Origin of the sequence: Soonwooa sp., assembly GCF_030151385.1 — a bacterium.
In the GTDB taxonomy this organism is placed as follows: domain Bacteria; phylum Bacteroidota; class Bacteroidia; order Flavobacteriales; family Weeksellaceae; genus Soonwooa.
The window spans coordinates 14,993-30,117 of the sequence record NZ_JASLDS010000062.1 but is presented as its reverse complement, the minus strand read 5'-3'; the positions used below and the strand labels follow the sequence as shown (position 1 = coordinate 30,117).

Annotated in this window: 13 protein-coding genes and 1 riboswitch; of the genes, 5 read left to right on the top strand and 8 right to left on the bottom strand. The window is 36.0% G+C overall.

The features are described 5' to 3' along the window. Nucleotides 1–44: 44 nt before the first annotated feature. Nucleotides 45–145, bottom strand: a riboswitch (SAM riboswitch). Nucleotides 146–210: 65 nt separating this feature from the next. Beyond that, a complete protein-coding gene (locus Q1V95_RS12250) occupies nucleotides 211–1,125 on the bottom strand; it encodes an arginine deiminase family protein (protein ID WP_300674430.1) in 915 nt (304 codons plus the stop codon). A 259-nt stretch (nucleotides 1,126–1,384) separates the two neighbouring features. Between Q1V95_RS12250 and Q1V95_RS12245 the strand changes: the two genes are divergently transcribed. Beyond that, nucleotides 1,385–2,257, top strand: coding sequence for a DMT family transporter (locus Q1V95_RS12245; RefSeq protein WP_300674364.1), 873 nt, complete (start codon nucleotides 1,385–1,387; stop codon nucleotides 2,255–2,257). Nucleotides 2,258–2,375: 118 nt separating this feature from the next. Here Q1V95_RS12245 and Q1V95_RS12240 read toward each other — a convergent pair whose 3' ends face one another. Together Q1V95_RS12240 and eno are read right to left on the bottom strand one after the other, a co-directional pair. Then, nucleotides 2,376–3,665, bottom strand: coding sequence for a citrate synthase (locus Q1V95_RS12240; RefSeq protein ID WP_300674362.1), 1,290 nt, complete (start codon nucleotides 3,663–3,665; stop codon nucleotides 2,376–2,378). A gap of 81 nt (nucleotides 3,666–3,746) precedes the next feature. Further along, nucleotides 3,747–5,039: a phosphopyruvate hydratase gene (gene eno, locus Q1V95_RS12235; RefSeq protein WP_300674360.1), complete on the bottom strand. Its 1,293-nt coding sequence runs from the start codon at nucleotides 5,037–5,039 to the stop codon at nucleotides 3,747–3,749. Nucleotides 5,040–5,328: 289 nt separating this feature from the next. On the opposite strand from eno, the gene Q1V95_RS12230 reads away from it, so the two are divergent. The 4 genes from Q1V95_RS12230 to Q1V95_RS12215 are packed head-to-tail and all read left to right on the top strand — an operon-like array spanning nucleotide 5,329 to nucleotide 7,984. Continuing rightward, nucleotides 5,329–6,099, top strand: a complete 771-nt coding sequence (locus Q1V95_RS12230; RefSeq protein ID WP_300674359.1) for an enoyl-CoA hydratase-related protein — start codon at nucleotides 5,329–5,331, stop codon at nucleotides 6,097–6,099. 3 nt (nucleotides 6,100–6,102) lie between these two features. Next, a complete protein-coding gene (locus tag Q1V95_RS12225; RefSeq protein ID WP_300674356.1) occupies nucleotides 6,103–6,537 on the top strand; it encodes a dCMP deaminase family protein in 435 nt (144 codons plus the stop codon). 29 nt (nucleotides 6,538–6,566) lie between these two features. Next, a complete protein-coding gene (gene xerD / locus Q1V95_RS12220; protein ID WP_300674354.1) occupies nucleotides 6,567–7,472 on the top strand; it encodes a site-specific tyrosine recombinase XerD in 906 nt (301 codons plus the stop codon). Between the two features lie 8 nt (nucleotides 7,473–7,480). Continuing rightward, a complete protein-coding gene (locus Q1V95_RS12215) occupies nucleotides 7,481–7,984 on the top strand; it encodes an NUDIX domain-containing protein (protein ID WP_300674352.1) in 504 nt (167 codons plus the stop codon). Nucleotides 7,985–8,044: 60 nt separating this feature from the next. On the opposite strand, the gene pckA is transcribed toward Q1V95_RS12215, so the two are convergent. The 5 genes from pckA to bshC all read right to left on the bottom strand — a co-directional run bounded on the left by pckA (nucleotide 8,045) and on the right by bshC (nucleotide 15,117). Next, a complete protein-coding gene (gene pckA, locus Q1V95_RS12210) occupies nucleotides 8,045–9,640 on the bottom strand; it encodes a phosphoenolpyruvate carboxykinase (ATP) (protein ID WP_300674350.1) in 1,596 nt (531 codons plus the stop codon). A 107-nt stretch (nucleotides 9,641–9,747) separates the two neighbouring features. Further along, the gene (locus Q1V95_RS12205; protein WP_300674347.1) at nucleotides 9,748–10,656 is read right to left on the bottom strand and encodes a GYDIA family GHMP kinase; all 909 of its coding nucleotides are present in this window, start codon (nucleotides 10,654–10,656) and stop codon (nucleotides 9,748–9,750) included. A gap of 9 nt (nucleotides 10,657–10,665) precedes the next feature. Then, nucleotides 10,666–11,541 (bottom strand): ACP S-malonyltransferase, encoded by an 876-nt coding sequence (gene fabD / locus Q1V95_RS12200; RefSeq protein ID WP_300674344.1) that lies wholly within the window; start codon nucleotides 11,539–11,541, stop codon nucleotides 10,666–10,668. Nucleotides 11,542–11,570: 29 nt separating this feature from the next. Then, nucleotides 11,571–13,508, bottom strand: coding sequence for a LysM peptidoglycan-binding domain-containing protein (locus Q1V95_RS12195; protein WP_300674342.1), 1,938 nt, complete (start codon nucleotides 13,506–13,508; stop codon nucleotides 11,571–11,573). 31 nt (nucleotides 13,509–13,539) lie between these two features. Next, complete coding sequence (bshC, locus tag Q1V95_RS12190) at nucleotides 13,540–15,117, bottom strand: bacillithiol biosynthesis cysteine-adding enzyme BshC (protein ID WP_300674339.1); 1,578 nt, start codon at nucleotides 15,115–15,117, stop codon at nucleotides 13,540–13,542. Nucleotides 15,118–15,125 lie beyond the last annotated feature (8 nt).

Below are 15,125 nucleotides of genomic sequence, written 5' to 3'. Positions count from 1 at the left end.
AGTTTTTTGAATATTTTTTATAATACTTTTCAAAAAGTGTCTCTGACTTATCTTTCCTCAAATCTTGAGGTTGAATGCGGCACCTTACATTTGCAGGTTGCCAAGATTTCATCGGGTCAATTCCCTCCATCTTTCTGGATAAGCGTAATTCTTGTTTCAGAATTACAAAGCAAAAGTATTAACTAAATTTTGATTATGCAAGTAAAATTTTTATTCTCTCACCAAAGGCATAGTAGAACAACGTAACAAACCGCCCATTTTAGAGATTTCTCTGTACGGAATTTCTTCAACAGTCATTCCCCAAACATCACGAAGATGATCGTTCATTCTTGTAAAAGCTTCATCCGACACAACAACATCTGGCGAAATCGAGAATACATTCGGAACCATCTCGAACATTTCTTGGTCATCAACGTGGAAGCAGTTTTCTTCTCCAAAAATATCAATGATCAATTGGTAGTCGCTCTCGTCTACAAAACCATCTTTGTAGATGATGCACTTATCCTTTCCAATTGGGTTAAATGTACAATCCAAATGCAAAATCCCTTTATAAGGTTCGGTATCATTTTTCTTTAATTCGAAATCAAGAATACGTTTTTTAGGAAAATATTCTTTTAGGATTTCGATGGCATATTCGTTAGTTCTCGCCGTTTTGTAACTTCTATAATCTTGACTGTAACAAGTCCCAATGAAGATAAAGTCACCCCAAACAATAACATCACCGCCTTCGATATGCGCGGTTTCGGGCAAATTAATAATATTGCGCCAAGCCACTTTTTCGAAGATTTTGCGATAAGCTTCTTGCTCGTCGGCGCGGTCTTCGATAATGTTAGAAATAATCATTTTGTCATCAATAACAAAAGCAACATCGCGCGCAAAAACCTGATTATAGTTTTCGATAACTTCTGGGCGATAGACTTTCACATTGTGTTTTAGAAGCACTTTTTCAAACGCTGTCATTTCTGCAACAACATCAACCTCTGTAGGGTAAATGTTATTAAGAATCGTGTTGTAAGACTTTGCATCATAACTTTCCTCTAGCTTTGGCACACCACCAATAGAATTTGGTTGTCCCAAAACAACAGATTTCAGTACTCCTGTTTCGTTTTTAATATTAAGCTTCATAAAATTCTCGTCTGTCACAAATATACAGATTGCATCGCATCTTCAAAAGCGTCTACATGAGGAATATCATCTAAACAAGACTTTAATAAAAAGAAAAAAATACAGAAATAAATCATTAATAGAAAATTTTATCCAAAACTTTGCAGTTCGCTGGAAAAAATAGGTCGTTTCAGAAAAAATTTCGAAAAGCTATAAAAAGCCGAATAATAGACTAAATGTAGACAGTTAGTTGTAGCTTTGCAAAGTTTTAACAAGAAAAATGAAGACACAAGGTTACATTTTGGCGGCAATTTCTGCCATTTCTTATGGACTAATTCCGATTTTTATACTACCGATGAAGCAAATCAACTTTTCGATGGACGTTACATTGTTTTATCGATTTTTGTTTTCGGCTTTAATGGTTGGGATTTATTTAATTTTTAAAAAAGTAAGTTTCAAAATCAACAAATGGGAGTTTTTAGTATTGTCAATTCTGGGCGTTTTCTACGCACTCTCCTCAGAATTTCTATTTCTTGGTTACGATTATCTTTCGGCAGGAATCGCATCAACCGTTTTATTCGTGTATCCTGTTTTGGTAGCTTTGGTCATGTTTTTATTTTATGGTGAAAAACTTTCAAAACTCGGCATCCTTTCTTTACTTCTAACTTTTGTTGGAGTTTTCGTCTTATGCTTAAAAGGAAATGGTCTCGAAATAAATTTTCTAGGATTGGGAATTGTCTTGCTGAGCGCTTTGTTTTATGGACTTTATATCATCATTGTTAACAAAGCAAAAATTGGCGTTTCAGGCATTAAATTATCTTTTTATTCGATGTTTTTCACCTCGATTTATTTCTTGATAAAATCTTTAGTTTTAAAAGAAAGCCTTGCGATTCCGAGCTATTCGATATTTTTCAATTTCGTGACTTTTGCATTTGTTACGACATTAATATCAAGTGTTGCTTTGGTATTAGCCATTCAAAAAATTGGCTCGACACCAACTGCAATTATGGGCGCTCTAGAACCAGTTATCGCCGTAGCTGTCAGCGTTTTATTCTTTAATGAAGATTTTACAAGGAATCTATTACTTGGAATTATTTTAATACTAAGTGGCGTTTCGCTCAACATGTTATCTTCCAGAAAATCAATTGAATAAAAGCAAAAGCATTCCAAATTTTGAAAGCTTAAAAAGCTTTTTTTTAACGGTTAAAATTTAAACGTAAAAAAACTCCCAAATTGCTTTGGGAGTTTTCTATTTCAATTATTTGAATCAATTATTTTCTATCGTTCATAGCAACGTAATCTCTTACTTTTGCTCCTTGATATACTTGTCTTGGACGACCAATTGGGTCTCCGTGAAGTCTCATTTCTTTCCATTGAGAAATCCATCCTGGAAGTCTTCCTAATGCAAACATTACTGTAAACATTTCTGTTGGGATTCCTAATGCTCTGTAGATAATTCCTGAATAGAAATCTACGTTTGGATACAATTTTTTAGATACGAAGTAATCATCTTCCAATGCTACTTTTTCTAATTGCATAGCGATATCTAAAGCTTTATCGTGGATTCCTAATGCGTTAAGGATATCGTCAGCAGCTTTCTTGATGATTTTTGCTCTTGGGTCGAAGTTTTTGTAAACTCTATGTCCGAAGCCCATCAATCTGAAGCTATCATCTTTGCTCTTCGCTTTTTCTACCCATTTGTTAACATCACCACCATCAGCATCAATCATTTCTAACATTTCGATTACAGCTTGGTTGGCACCACCGTGAAGTGGACCCCAAAGTGCAGAAACACCAGCAGAAATAGAAGCGAACAATCCTGTATGTGCAGAACCTACCATTCTTACAGTAGATGTAGAACAGTTTTGCTCATGGTCAGCGTGAAGAATTAACAATTTATCTAACGCGTTAACAACAACTGGATCCATTACAAACTCTTCGTTTGGTAATCTGAAAGCCATTCTGTAGAAATTCTCTACATAGCTTAAGCTGTTATCGCCGTGGTTGATTGGCAAACCTTGTGTTTTTCTATAAGTCCAAGCACAAAGGTGAGAGAATTTAGCAAGCATTAATTCTGCTGCATGATCCATTTCTTCTTTAGAATTAACATTAACGGCTTTCGGGTTGAACGCTGTTAAAGCCGAAGTAAGAGAAGAAAGAACGCCCATAGGGTGAGCAGAACGAGGGAAAACGTCTAGGATTTTCTTCATTTCGTCTGCTACGAAGTTGTACTTTTTGATATTGTTATCAAAAGTCGTGAACTGATTATCAGTTGGTAATTCACCGTGAAGTAACAAATACATTACTTCTGTAAAGTTTGATTTTTCAGCAATTTGCTCGATTGGATAACCTCTGTAGTACAATTCGCCTTTGTCACCATCTAGGTAAGTGATATCACTAAGTGTAGCACCTGTATTTTTGTAACCCAAGTCTAAAGTGATAAGACCAGTTTGGTCTCTTAGTTTTGAAATATCAATCCCTCTATCACCTAAAGTGCTGTCAACGATTGGATATTCATAAGAATTACCATCGTAATTCAATATAACTTTATTATCTGACATTATTATATAATTTTGGTTTAAATATACATAAAAAAGAGCGAACAGCGAAAGTTCGCTCTTTTAAAATTTTGTTAAAACTTATTATCTTTTTACTTTGAAAGCGTCCATTCCTGGGAAAATTGCAGTTTCTCCCAAAGCTTCCTCGATTCTGATCAATTGATTGTACTTCGCCATTCTGTCTGAACGTGACGCAGAACCAGTTTTAATTTGACCACAATTCATCGCTACCGCAAGATCCGCGATTGTAGCATCTTCAGTTTCACCAGATCTGTGAGACATTACTGAAGTGTATTTGTTGTTTTGAGCCATTTGTACAGCTGCCATCGTTTCGGAAAGTGAACCAATTTGATTTACTTTAACCAAAATTGAATTCGCTGTATCTTCTTTAATACCTCTAGCAAGACGCTCAACATTTGTCACGAATAAATCGTCACCAACCAATTGTACTCTGTCACCGATTTTGTCAGTTAACATCTTCCAACCAGTCCAGTCATCTTCGTGCATACCATCTTCAATCGAGATAATTGGATACTTAGCACAAAGTTCAGCCAAGTAAGACACTTGCTCTTCTCTGCTTCTGTGAGCACCTTTTTCTCCTTCGAATTTTCTATAATCATAAGTTCCATCAACATAGAACTCAGACGAAGCACAGTCTAATGCTAACATCACATCGTCACCTGGCTTGTAACCAGCTTTCTCGATTGCTTGTAGTAAAGTATCTAATGCATCTTCTGTTCCGTTGAAGGTTGGTGCAAAACCACCTTCGTCACCTACAGCTGTAGAAAGGTTTCTTCCTTTTAAAATTGATTTTAAAGTATGGAAAATTTCAGTTCCTTTTCTTAATGAATCTGAGAAAGACTCTGCCTTAACTGGCATAATCATAAACTCTTGGAAAGCAATTGGAGCATCAGAGTGAGAACCACCATTGATAACATTCATCATCGGAACAGGAAGCGTGTTAGCATTAACACCACCAATATATTTGTAAAGTGGCATTCTCAATTCGTTAGCTGCCGCCTTAGCTGCTGCTAAAGACACACCAAGAATTGCGTTAGCACCAAGATTACCTTTATTATTAGTACCATCTAGATCAATCATAATTCGATCCAAAAGGTTTTGCTCAAAAACTGGAAGACCAATTAATTCTGGAGCAATAATTTCTTTTACATTTTCTACGGCTTTTAGAACACCTTTTCCTAAATATAGGCTTCCACCATCTCTAAGCTCGACCGCTTCGTGCTCACCTGTAGATGCGCCAGAAGGCACAGCTGCGCGACCCATTGCGCCATTTTCTGTAAATACGTCAACTTCTACTGTTGGATTACCTCTAGAATCTAGAATTTGTCTAGCATCGATAAAAGAAATGTAACTCATTTTTAAATTTTAATTTGATTTAATATTCATTCTTAAATGTTTACAAAAATAATCAATTGAAACGATATTTAACAGAATCTGTCTTAATATTTGATAGAATTATTGAAAGCTATTAATAGGAAAAATAAAAAAAACGAACACCAAAAAATCAAAAATCAAAATTTTACAACTTTTAAATACAGAGAACTTAAAAATATTCTTATATTTATTTAAATTTTTATTAAAAAAAAGAATATTATTGTTTACAACTAAGTAAATTTTAGTATTTTGCATTCAAAAGAGAAAAGGAATGAATTTTGAAAATATCATTTTAGAGAAAAAAGATAGAATTGCTGTTATCACCATAAATAGACCTCAAAGCTTAAATGCTCTTAACAAGCCTGTGTTTACTGAGCTTTCGGCAGCTTTGGACAGTCTGGCAACAGACAAAGAAGTTAGAGCAATCATTCTGACAGGTTCTGGTGAAAAGGCTTTTGTTGCTGGTGCAGACATTAAAGAATTTATGGATTTCGATGTTGCTCAAGCCGAAGCTTTATCACGAGATAATCAAAATATGATTTTCAACAAAATTGAAAATTTCAACAAACCAATTATCGCAGCTGTTAATGGTTTTGCGCTTGGTGGTGGTCTAGAGTTGGCAATGTCTTGTCACATTCGTTATGCATCTGACAACGCAAAACTTGGTCTTCCAGAAGTAACTTTAGGATTAATTCCAGGTTATGGCGGAACACAAAGACTTCCAAAATTGGTTGGCAAAGGTATCGCAAACGAAATGATCTTTTCTGCTAAAATGATTTCTGCACAACGCGCTAAAGAAATTGGCTTGGTTAACGAAGTATTCTCACAAGAAGAACTTTTACCAAAAACAACTGAATTAGCTGAATTAATTGCAAAGAATTCTCCTTTAGCAATCGAAAAAGCTATTGAAGCGGTTAACAAATCTGATGATGGCAAAGCTGGTTTCGACCAAGAGATTAAAAGCTTTGGAGCGCTATTCGGTCTTGAAGACAAAAAAGAAGGCGTTGGTGCTTTTTTAGAAAAGAGAAAACCAAACTTCTAAAACATGGATTTTAACAAATTTGATGTCGCTTACCTCAAGATGGCTTTGGAATGGGCAAACCTTTCCTACTGTCGCAGAAAACAAGTAGGCGCATTGATTGTAAAAGACAGAATGATTATCTCCGATGGTTACAATGGTACACCATCGGGATTCGAAAATAATTGCGAAGACGCATCTGGAAAAACACATTGGTATGTGCTGCATGCCGAAGCCAACGCAATTCTAAAGATGTCATCGAGCACGCAATCTGCCAAAGGCGCAACCTTGTACCTTACAATGTCGCCTTGTAAAGAATGTAGCAAACTGATATTGCAGTCTGGCATTAGCAAGGTTGTCTATGTCAATGATTATTCAGATGATTCTGGATTGGATTTTTTAAAGAGTGCAGGAATAGAAATTTTAAAAATAAGTGAAGAAAATCTTTATGAACTAAAGTAAAAACTAAAACACAATTAAAAACACAAACGATGAACTGGTCCGAAAAAACAACAGACTTTTCAAATTATTTAAAATTTGAAAAGAACTTCTCTGATAACACGCTTGACGCGTATGTAAGAGACATTAAAAAGCTTCAAGAATATGCTAACACAGAACTAGATGGCATTTCTCCTCTTGATATCAGCTTTGAAAATCTACAAGAATTCATTTATCAACTTTCTAAAAAGAAAATTAGCGAACGCTCGCAAGCGCGTTGGATTTCCTCAATAAAAGCATTCTTCAAATATATGGTTGAAGACGAACTTCGTGAAGACAATCCCGCAACGCTTTTGGAAGGTCCAAAACTAGGTCTTTATCTTCCTGACACATTGAGCACGGAGGATATTGAAAAGATCATCAAGTGCATTGACCTAACGACAGAACTTGGACAACGCAATAGATGCATCTTAGAAGTTCTTTATGCTTGTGGATTGCGCGTTTCGGAACTTATTGACTTAAAAATCTCTAACATCAATTTTAAAGAACATTATTTGAAAGTTCAAGGTAAAGGAGACAAAATAAGATTGGTACCGTTAGCCGATTACACTTCAAAAATCTTACAAGATTACATTAAAGAAATCCGTGCAAAAGGAAAAATCAATAAAAAATACGAAGACATTTTGTTCCTAAATTCGAGAGGTTCTAATATGTCGCGTGTTATCGTATTCATCATTATTAAAGAATTGACTGAGAGAGCTGGCATTAGCAAAAACATTTCGCCACACACTTTCAGACATTCTTTTGCGACACACTTACTTCAAAATGGTGCTGACTTGCGCTTTATCCAAGAAATGTTGGGACACAGCAGCATCACAACAACAGAAATCTACACGCATCTGAAAACTGAAGAACTACGTGACGTCATCTTGAATTATCACCCACGAAATCAAGCTTAAAAACAAATATGAATCAGTTACAATATTGTCCGAAATGTGGCAACAAATTTCTAAAATGGGATGGCGAAAAAAAATGGAGTTGTGGGCAATGCGATTATGTAATGTATCACAATTGCGCAGGTGCTGTGGCAGTTGTCATTCGTTGTGGAGAAGAAATCTTTTTAACCAAGAGAAATCAAAACCCAGCAATTGGAAAAATGGACCTCAGTGGTGGTTTTGTTGACCCAAAAGAATCCGCAGAAGAAACTTGCCGACGTGAGCTAAAAGAAGAGTTAAATATTGACATCGATATTTCTAAATTAAGATATCTCACAAGTGCGCCAAACGTCTATCGCTACAAAGAAATTGACTACAACACTTTGGATTTGTTTTATGAATATGAAGTCTCGGAAAAATTTGTTCCAGAATTAGAAGAACATGAAGTCTCGGATTTTATTTGGATTAAAAAAGAGGACATCAACTTGGATGACATCGCATTTGATTCCCAAAGAAATTTCTTCAAAACATATTAACGACAAAATAAGAAAGCCTCGCAAATGCGAGGCTTTCATTTATCTAAAAGAACTTCAATATTAGATTTGAGGTCCGCTAGCGATTAATGCTTTAGCGTCGTCGTTATCTGTATATTGTTCAAAATTCTTGATGTATTTAGCAGCCAATTCTTTAGCTTTAGCTTCCCACTCTGCTGCGCTAGCATAAGTGTCACGAGGATCAAGGATTCCTTCAGAAACATTTGGTAATGCTGTAGGGAATTCTAGATTCATTACAGGAACAGTTTTAGTTTCTGCTTTGTCGATAGAACCATCGATAATTGCATCGATAATCGCTCTAGTATCTTTAAGAGAAATTCTCTTACCTGTACCATTCCATCCAGTGTTAACTAAATAAGCTTTAGCACCGTGTTCTTTCATTTTACCAATTAATGTATGAGAATACATTGTTGGGTGTAGTGATAAGAATGCCTCACCAAATGCTGGAGAGAAAGATGGTGTAGGCTCAGTAATACCTCTTTCAGTTCCTGCAAGTTTTGAAGTATAACCGCAAAGGAAGTGGTATTGTGCTTGATCATCTGTTAAGATAGATACTGGAGGCAATACACCGAAAGCATCAGCAGAAAGATAGATAATCTTTTTCGCGTGACCAGCTTTTGAAGGTAAAACGATTTTGTTGATATGATAGATTGGGTAAGAAACTCTCGTGTTTTCAGTAACAGATCCGTCAGCAAAGTCAACTTCTCCATTATCTTTAACAACAACGTTTTCTAACAAAGCATCTCTTCTGATAGCGCCATAGATATCTGGTTCTTTTTCAGCAGAAAGGTCGATAACTTTCGCATAACAACCACCCTCGTAGTTGAATACACCATTGTTATCCCATCCGTGCTCATCATCACCAATTAGGTAACGCTTAGGATCTGCAGAAAGTGTTGTTTTACCAGTACCTGAAAGTCCAAAGAATACAGCAACATCGCCAGCTTCGCCAACGTTAGCAGAACAGTGCATAGAAGCCATACCTTTAAGCGGCAAGTAGTAGTTCATCATAGAGAACATACCTTTCTTCATTTCACCACCGTACCAAGTACCACCGATAATTTGCATTTTCTTAGTTAAATCGAACATTACGAAAACCTCAGAGTTAAGACCATGATCTTTCCAGTTCGGGTTAACTGTCTCAGCTGAGTTGATTACCAAGAAATCTGGCTCTCCGTATTGGTCTAACTCATAATGAGAAGGACGGATGAACATATTCATCACAAAATGCGCTTGCCAAGCTACTTTAGTTACGAATCTAACTTTAAGACGTGTATCAGGGTTAGTTCCACAAAATGTATCAACAACATACAATTTGCTTCCAGACATATCTTTTTGTACAAGACCTAGTAATTCGTCAAAAATCGCTGTAGTTGTTGGCTTGTTGATGTTACCATCCCACCAGATTGTATTTTCTGTAGCAGCATCTTTTACGATGTAACGATCTTTAGGCGATCTTCCTGTAAAAATACCTGTTTGCACAGATACAGCGCCAGTTGTAGTTAAAGTTCCTTTAGCAAATCCCTCATTTTTAGGATTCATTTCTTCTTGGAAAATTGTTTCGTAAGAAGGATTGTAAAGTATCTCTGCGTCAGTTGTGATACCATTACGCTCTAGGTAGCGTTTGATGTGTTCCATAATTTTTACTATATTATTTTGACCTGTTGCAAATTTAAAACCTTAAAATAAGATTTTTAAAATAAATAAAATGACAATCGTCAGTTTTCAAAAAAATTAATTAAATATTACGAATATACCATTGTTTTCCAAGGTATTATTGTTTCGAAACCTTTTTTGGAAAAGTATTTTTCGTAATCTTCAAATTGTGAAGTTAGCACAAAATCGCCTCCCCAAGCCCCCAAAGACTTGATAAAACTAGGGCAGTCCTCAAAAAATCGTTTTTTCGTAGTTTCTAAACCTAAAAATTCCGAGAGTAGATTTTCGTGTTCCAGCATCAAATCAGAAAACTCTGAAAGTAGCCTTGCCTCTAAAACTTGATGTGTAATGTGATTAAACTTCGCGACTAAATGTACGGATTTTTCTTTAGAACGATAAAGTCTTATGCCATCCCTACTATCCTGCTTTTTGTTAAGATGAACAAACACCAAATCTTCCAAAAAATTGGGTTGGAAGTCAACTTCTCTATAGCTTGGCAGATTATTTTCTATTTTAAACAAAATCGAATGATTGGCTTGCGCCACAGCAACATCGTAACCGCTGCCTCCCAAAGATTTTTCGTTTAAAGCAAAAGCATCCACACCAGCCCATTTTGCCAAAGAAGCCATCAAAGTCGAGCTACTTCCCAAACCATAATTGCTCGGAAATTGCAGATCAGATGTGATTTCAAGATTGTGATTGCCATCAAATTTTGTTGAGCCAAGCAGCTGACAATTTTTTAATGTTTTTAAAACAAATTCTGCAGCCTCAGGATTGTTAGTTTCTAAAACTTGCCAAGATTTATAATCGATCTTAGCCGTTAACCAAATCTGTCCTTGATGTTTACCCGTCCAAATAATTTGATGATCGGACTCTTGTTGCTCTCCAAAAAAAAACTCTTGCCCCCAATTGGTTGGTACAGCAAGAGCTTCGGCGCCGTCTAACACGACGTATTCTGAAGTGAGCAATAATTTCCCTCGAGAAAAAATTTGACTCATATTATTAAATTATAATGCAGAAGATACGAAAACTTCTGGGTTAATTTTTTTGATAAGACCTTGTAAAGTCTTTCCTGGTCCTACTTCGATAAACATTTCAGCACCATCTTTAATCATATTTTGCACACTTTGTGTCCATTTAACAGGACCTGTCAATTGTGCAATAAGATTTTTCTGAATCTCTACTGGGTCAGATACAGCCGTGGTTGTAATGTTTTGGTAAACAGGAATCGTCGCTTTTCTGAATTTTGTTTTTTCAATAGCTGCTGCCAATCTTTCCTGTGCAGGTTGCATCAAAGGAGAATGGAACGCGCCATTAACAGGTAACAACAAAGCTCTTTTGGCACCAGCTTCTTTTAGTGCAACACAAGCCGCTTCAACTGCTGCCGTTTCACCAGAAATTACCAATTGTCCAGGACAGTTGTAATTTGCGGGAACAACGATACCATCAATCGATTGACAAATATCTTCAACAACTTTATCTTCTAGACCAAGAATAGCAGCCATAGAACTTGGATTGATATCACAAGCCTCCTGCATTGCGTCTGCTCTAGCTGCCACCAACTTTAGTCCATCTTCAAAAGATAGAACACCGTTAGCAACCAAAGCCGAAAACTCACCTAGTGAATGTCCTGCAACCATCTGCGCTCCTAAAGCATCTGCCGCTTTAACACCAGCCACAGAATGAATAAAAATAGCAGGTTGTGTTACTTTTGTTTTTTTCAGATCCTCATCCGTTCCTGCGAACATGATGTTAAGAATGTCGAAACCAAGAATCTCATTTGCAGAATCCATCAAATCTTTGATATCTCTGCGGGCATCATACAGCTCTTTACCCATTCCTACATATTGAGACCCTTGACCAGGGAATACAAGTGCTTTCATATATCTAAACTCTTTCCTATATTTTCTTGTTAAGGTACCAATCTCACCACTCTGTAACCTGTGTTGATGTATGCACCGTTTGGTTTTGTTCTACTAAATTCGAACTTTGTTGCTAGTTGTGTTTGCGATTTATTAATTTGTTTAAAAATTTCGCCTTTTTTATTTTCTCTAGACAACATATCATTAACCACATCGAATCCTGCAATTGCATATCGACCTGGTGTTTTGCAATATTTCTTTTTGTAATCGCTCAAAACCCCTTTTTCAAAAGAGCCGTCCGTATTGATTTTTTTATCCATCAAATAAACCAAACTCACATTAGACAAATCGTCAACTTTCTTTTCGAAAATTGGATTATAATACATACTAAAAGCTTTGTTGCCTTGTGCTTCTTTGGATAGCGCAATCATTTTGTTGGCAAAAGCAGTTCCTGCAGCATCATCGTCATTAGCCAAAACTGCAATAACCGGCGCCGATTGTCCAGTCATCATATTTTGGTCTGTTTTGATGTCGTTTGCAGAATTAACAATAATAACCTCTGGCTTCTTCAAAGCTTTTTCTAGACCAGTTTTGATGGCATTTGCATTGGCTTTAGAAGCATCAGCAACCACATAAATCTTCTGATCCGAATAGACTTGTCCAACCTCTTTTACCATTCTGTCAACATAGACATCTTGGTTGGTTTCAACAATAATCAAATTGCTGTAACCGTATAAATCTTCCGAGTTAGCAAAAGGTGCAACTACTGGAATATTTTTATTTTTAACAAAATCCAAAACTTCTAAAACACTGGTTTTAAAAAATGGACCAATAATTAAATCTGTATTGTCTTTATTAATTTGAGATACACTATTTTTAAATGTATTCTCGTTACCAGCATCAATTACTTTGATATCGAGCTTCATTCCGCTAGCAACATTACGTTCGATTGCCAATTTAGCACCTGTCATAAAGTCCAAAGCCATCGTTCTGTATTTGCTATCATTAGCATCAAAACCAAATGGCAACATCATCACAACATTGAGTGCATCACCATTTTTTTTGCTGTACATTGGGTCAAGCTTTTTAATTTTCAAGACCATTCCAGCTTTTAGACCATTAACCAAATCTGGGTTAAGCTCCAATAACTCGCCCAAATCTACATTAAATCTGTTGGTAATTCCGAAAACGGTGTCACCACTTTTGACAGTGTAGGTAATATAATCGTCAGAATTGCTCGTCGATTGATTATTACTACTTGTATTGGTCGAAGTTGTTGGCGTCGAAGTAGTTGTATTAGTCGCTTTTGGCTCGATAACTTGGGTTGGCATAACACTAGTTCCACCACTTACTCTAATTTGCTCACCAGTTTTAAGACCTTTTTCTTCAAGACCAGGATTAATGGCAAATAATTCCTTTTGAGTAATGTTAAACTGTCTAGAAATTTTATAATAATTATCTTTTTCTTTAACGGTGTAGAAATCGCCAGAATCTGCATTAGACTTCGTCGGCTGCGTTGTAGTCGTCGTCGTTGTTGTCGTACTAGCTGTCACAGCGCCGTCCGCATACTTTTTAATATTTTCTAAAGGAAGAACAACCTGATCACCGATTTTCATGTTAGCATCTAAATCGGGATTAAGCTTACGTAAATCCGCTTCCGAAATATGATATTGTTTTGTAATACCATAAATCGTTTGTTTTGGTTGTAGAACAATCGTCCCCGTGTGCGAAGTCGTTGTTGTAGTTGTCGCTTTTGGCGTCGTTGTCGTAGTTGTCACTTTTCCAGATTTCGAAACCTTTAGCACATCGCCAATGCCAAGTGCGCCATCTTTAACCTGAGGGTTTAGTTGGTACAATTCGGCTACAGTTAATCCATACTTTTTGGCAATCCCATAAGGCGTTTCTTTGGGTTCAACCTTGTGAGTTGTTTGTGCACTTGCTGTTAAAACTGTTGCTAACGCTGATAAAACAAAGAATTTCTTAATCATCTGGAAAATTATATCTACAAAAATAAGGCTTTCAAATTAAATGGGAAATGATCAATTCTGATTTTTCGACATTCATTAGTTGGTAACAAAATTTCAGCCAATCTCTACCTGCATCTGCATAAAAAACAGAAAAATTAAATTGTCTTTCCTGCCAAATTCCACCAGGATGAACCTTTAGGAAAAGCTCTTCATAGCGACTCATCAACTCGGCTTGTTTTATTTTTTCAGCACGCAAAAGGCGTTTTTGCATCTTGTCAAAAGACTTTAACTGTCGCGTTTCTTCGGCTTCAACTAAATTTTTAAAACTAATATCGGTAGAGCCAGCTTCGTTTTTTAAAATAGAAAAATGATTTTTCAAGGCTTCTTCTTGTTTAATTAAAAGCTCATGCAAAGGATGGTTCTCCACCAAATGCTTTTTAACAATAACAGAAAAATCTTCAAAAAATTCTGTGATGCTAAGATTTAATTTTTCAATTTTCTTAAACGTTTTTTCATTCAAAAACAATAAAGAATTTCTCGGAATTAAAATAGGAAACGGAAGCTCAATTGATTCAAAAAAATCTGGAAGTTCTAACCAATACATAATTTCGGCATTTCCACCGATATAAGCTAGGTTTGGCAATATACTTTCCTGATAAGCAGGGCGAAGTACCGCATTTGGACTAAATCTTTCGGGGAAGTTTTCTAACTCGTTAAGAATTTCAGTTTCAGAAAAACTTACTTCTGTATCCAAAACTTTGTAAACATCAGCACTTTTCTCAATACGATTGCGGGTTTCCGTCAAATAGAAAAGATTAATTTCTCTTGGATTAACTTGGACTTTATGGTAGTTCTGCTCGAGAAGATTTCTTTTCTCCGATGTTGTTTTATAAAGTTGTTCGTTTAACAATTCTTTCTTAAAAGTCGGAATCATCAACTTTTTAAGATCTCTATCATCGCCATCCAACATTAGCAAGCCGTAATCTGCAAAAAGGTTTTGTACCAGACTTCGAGTCGCTTCTGTTAAAGTATTTCCGAGTTTGTAAGCTTCTTTCATCATCAAAATAAGCTCCGTCCCATAAACATGATCTTTAAACTCTCTTTCGAATTCCGAAATAAAAAACTGATCTTCAACTTTTATACGTCCAACAGCACCACCTTGCTTGCCTTTGATTTGGTAAAAATGATTTTCGGTTTTGAAATGGTCAATCTCATCAAAATCATGGTCTTCAGTAGCCATCCAAAAAATCGGAACGAAATTTTTAGTTGGAAATTTTTCCTTTAAAAAACTTGCCGTCTTTATGGTTTGCAAAATTTTATAAACGAAAAAAACGGGACCCGTAAAAAGGTTAAGTTGGTGTCCTGTTGTCACCGTAAAGGTATCTGAATCTTTTAAAAGTTCGATATTTTTCGATTGCGATTCTGTTAACTTTAAAGCTTGCAATTGCTTTGTAAAACTTGCATGCAAAACCTCGCGATGTTGCTTTGGAAAAGACTTTTCTTTAAGTTCAATTTGTTTTGAAACATTGTCAAGCTTAAAGATTTTGTCTCCTGCAAAACCCAAATCATCATTTAGAAAATCTTTGATGAGTTGGGGTATATTTTTGATATGATTAAAGTCTAAATTCATCACACCGA

What these genes read in the sequence shown, in the direction of transcription:
- bshC (WP_300674339.1), bottom strand. Translation starts at nt 15,117, where the DNA reads ATGAATTTAGACTTTAATCATATCAAAAATATACCCCAACTCATCAAA.
- Q1V95_RS12205 (WP_300674347.1), bottom strand. Translation starts at nt 10,656, where the DNA reads ATGAGTCAAATTTTTTCTCGAGGGAAATTATTGCTCACTTCAGAATAC.
- Q1V95_RS12195 (WP_300674342.1), bottom strand. Translation starts at nt 13,508, where the DNA reads ATGATTAAGAAATTCTTTGTTTTATCAGCGTTAGCAACAGTTTTAACA.
- Q1V95_RS12250 (WP_300674430.1), bottom strand. Translation starts at nt 1,125, where the DNA reads ATGAAGCTTAATATTAAAAACGAAACAGGAGTACTGAAATCTGTTGTT.
- Q1V95_RS12225 (WP_300674356.1), top strand. Translation starts at nt 6,103, where the DNA reads ATGGATTTTAACAAATTTGATGTCGCTTACCTCAAGATGGCTTTGGAA.
- Q1V95_RS12240 (WP_300674362.1), bottom strand. Translation starts at nt 3,665, where the DNA reads ATGTCAGATAATAAAGTTATATTGAATTACGATGGTAATTCTTATGAA.
- eno (WP_300674360.1), bottom strand. Translation starts at nt 5,039, where the DNA reads ATGAGTTACATTTCTTTTATCGATGCTAGACAAATTCTAGATTCTAGA.
- fabD (WP_300674344.1), bottom strand. Translation starts at nt 11,541, where the DNA reads ATGAAAGCACTTGTATTCCCTGGTCAAGGGTCTCAATATGTAGGAATG.
- xerD (WP_300674354.1), top strand. Translation starts at nt 6,567, where the DNA reads ATGAACTGGTCCGAAAAAACAACAGACTTTTCAAATTATTTAAAATTT.
- Q1V95_RS12245 (WP_300674364.1), top strand. Translation starts at nt 1,385, where the DNA reads ATGAAGACACAAGGTTACATTTTGGCGGCAATTTCTGCCATTTCTTAT.
- Q1V95_RS12230 (WP_300674359.1), top strand. Translation starts at nt 5,329, where the DNA reads ATGAATTTTGAAAATATCATTTTAGAGAAAAAAGATAGAATTGCTGTT.
- Q1V95_RS12215 (WP_300674352.1), top strand. Translation starts at nt 7,481, where the DNA reads ATGAATCAGTTACAATATTGTCCGAAATGTGGCAACAAATTTCTAAAA.
- pckA (WP_300674350.1), bottom strand. Translation starts at nt 9,640, where the DNA reads ATGGAACACATCAAACGCTACCTAGAGCGTAATGGTATCACAACTGAC.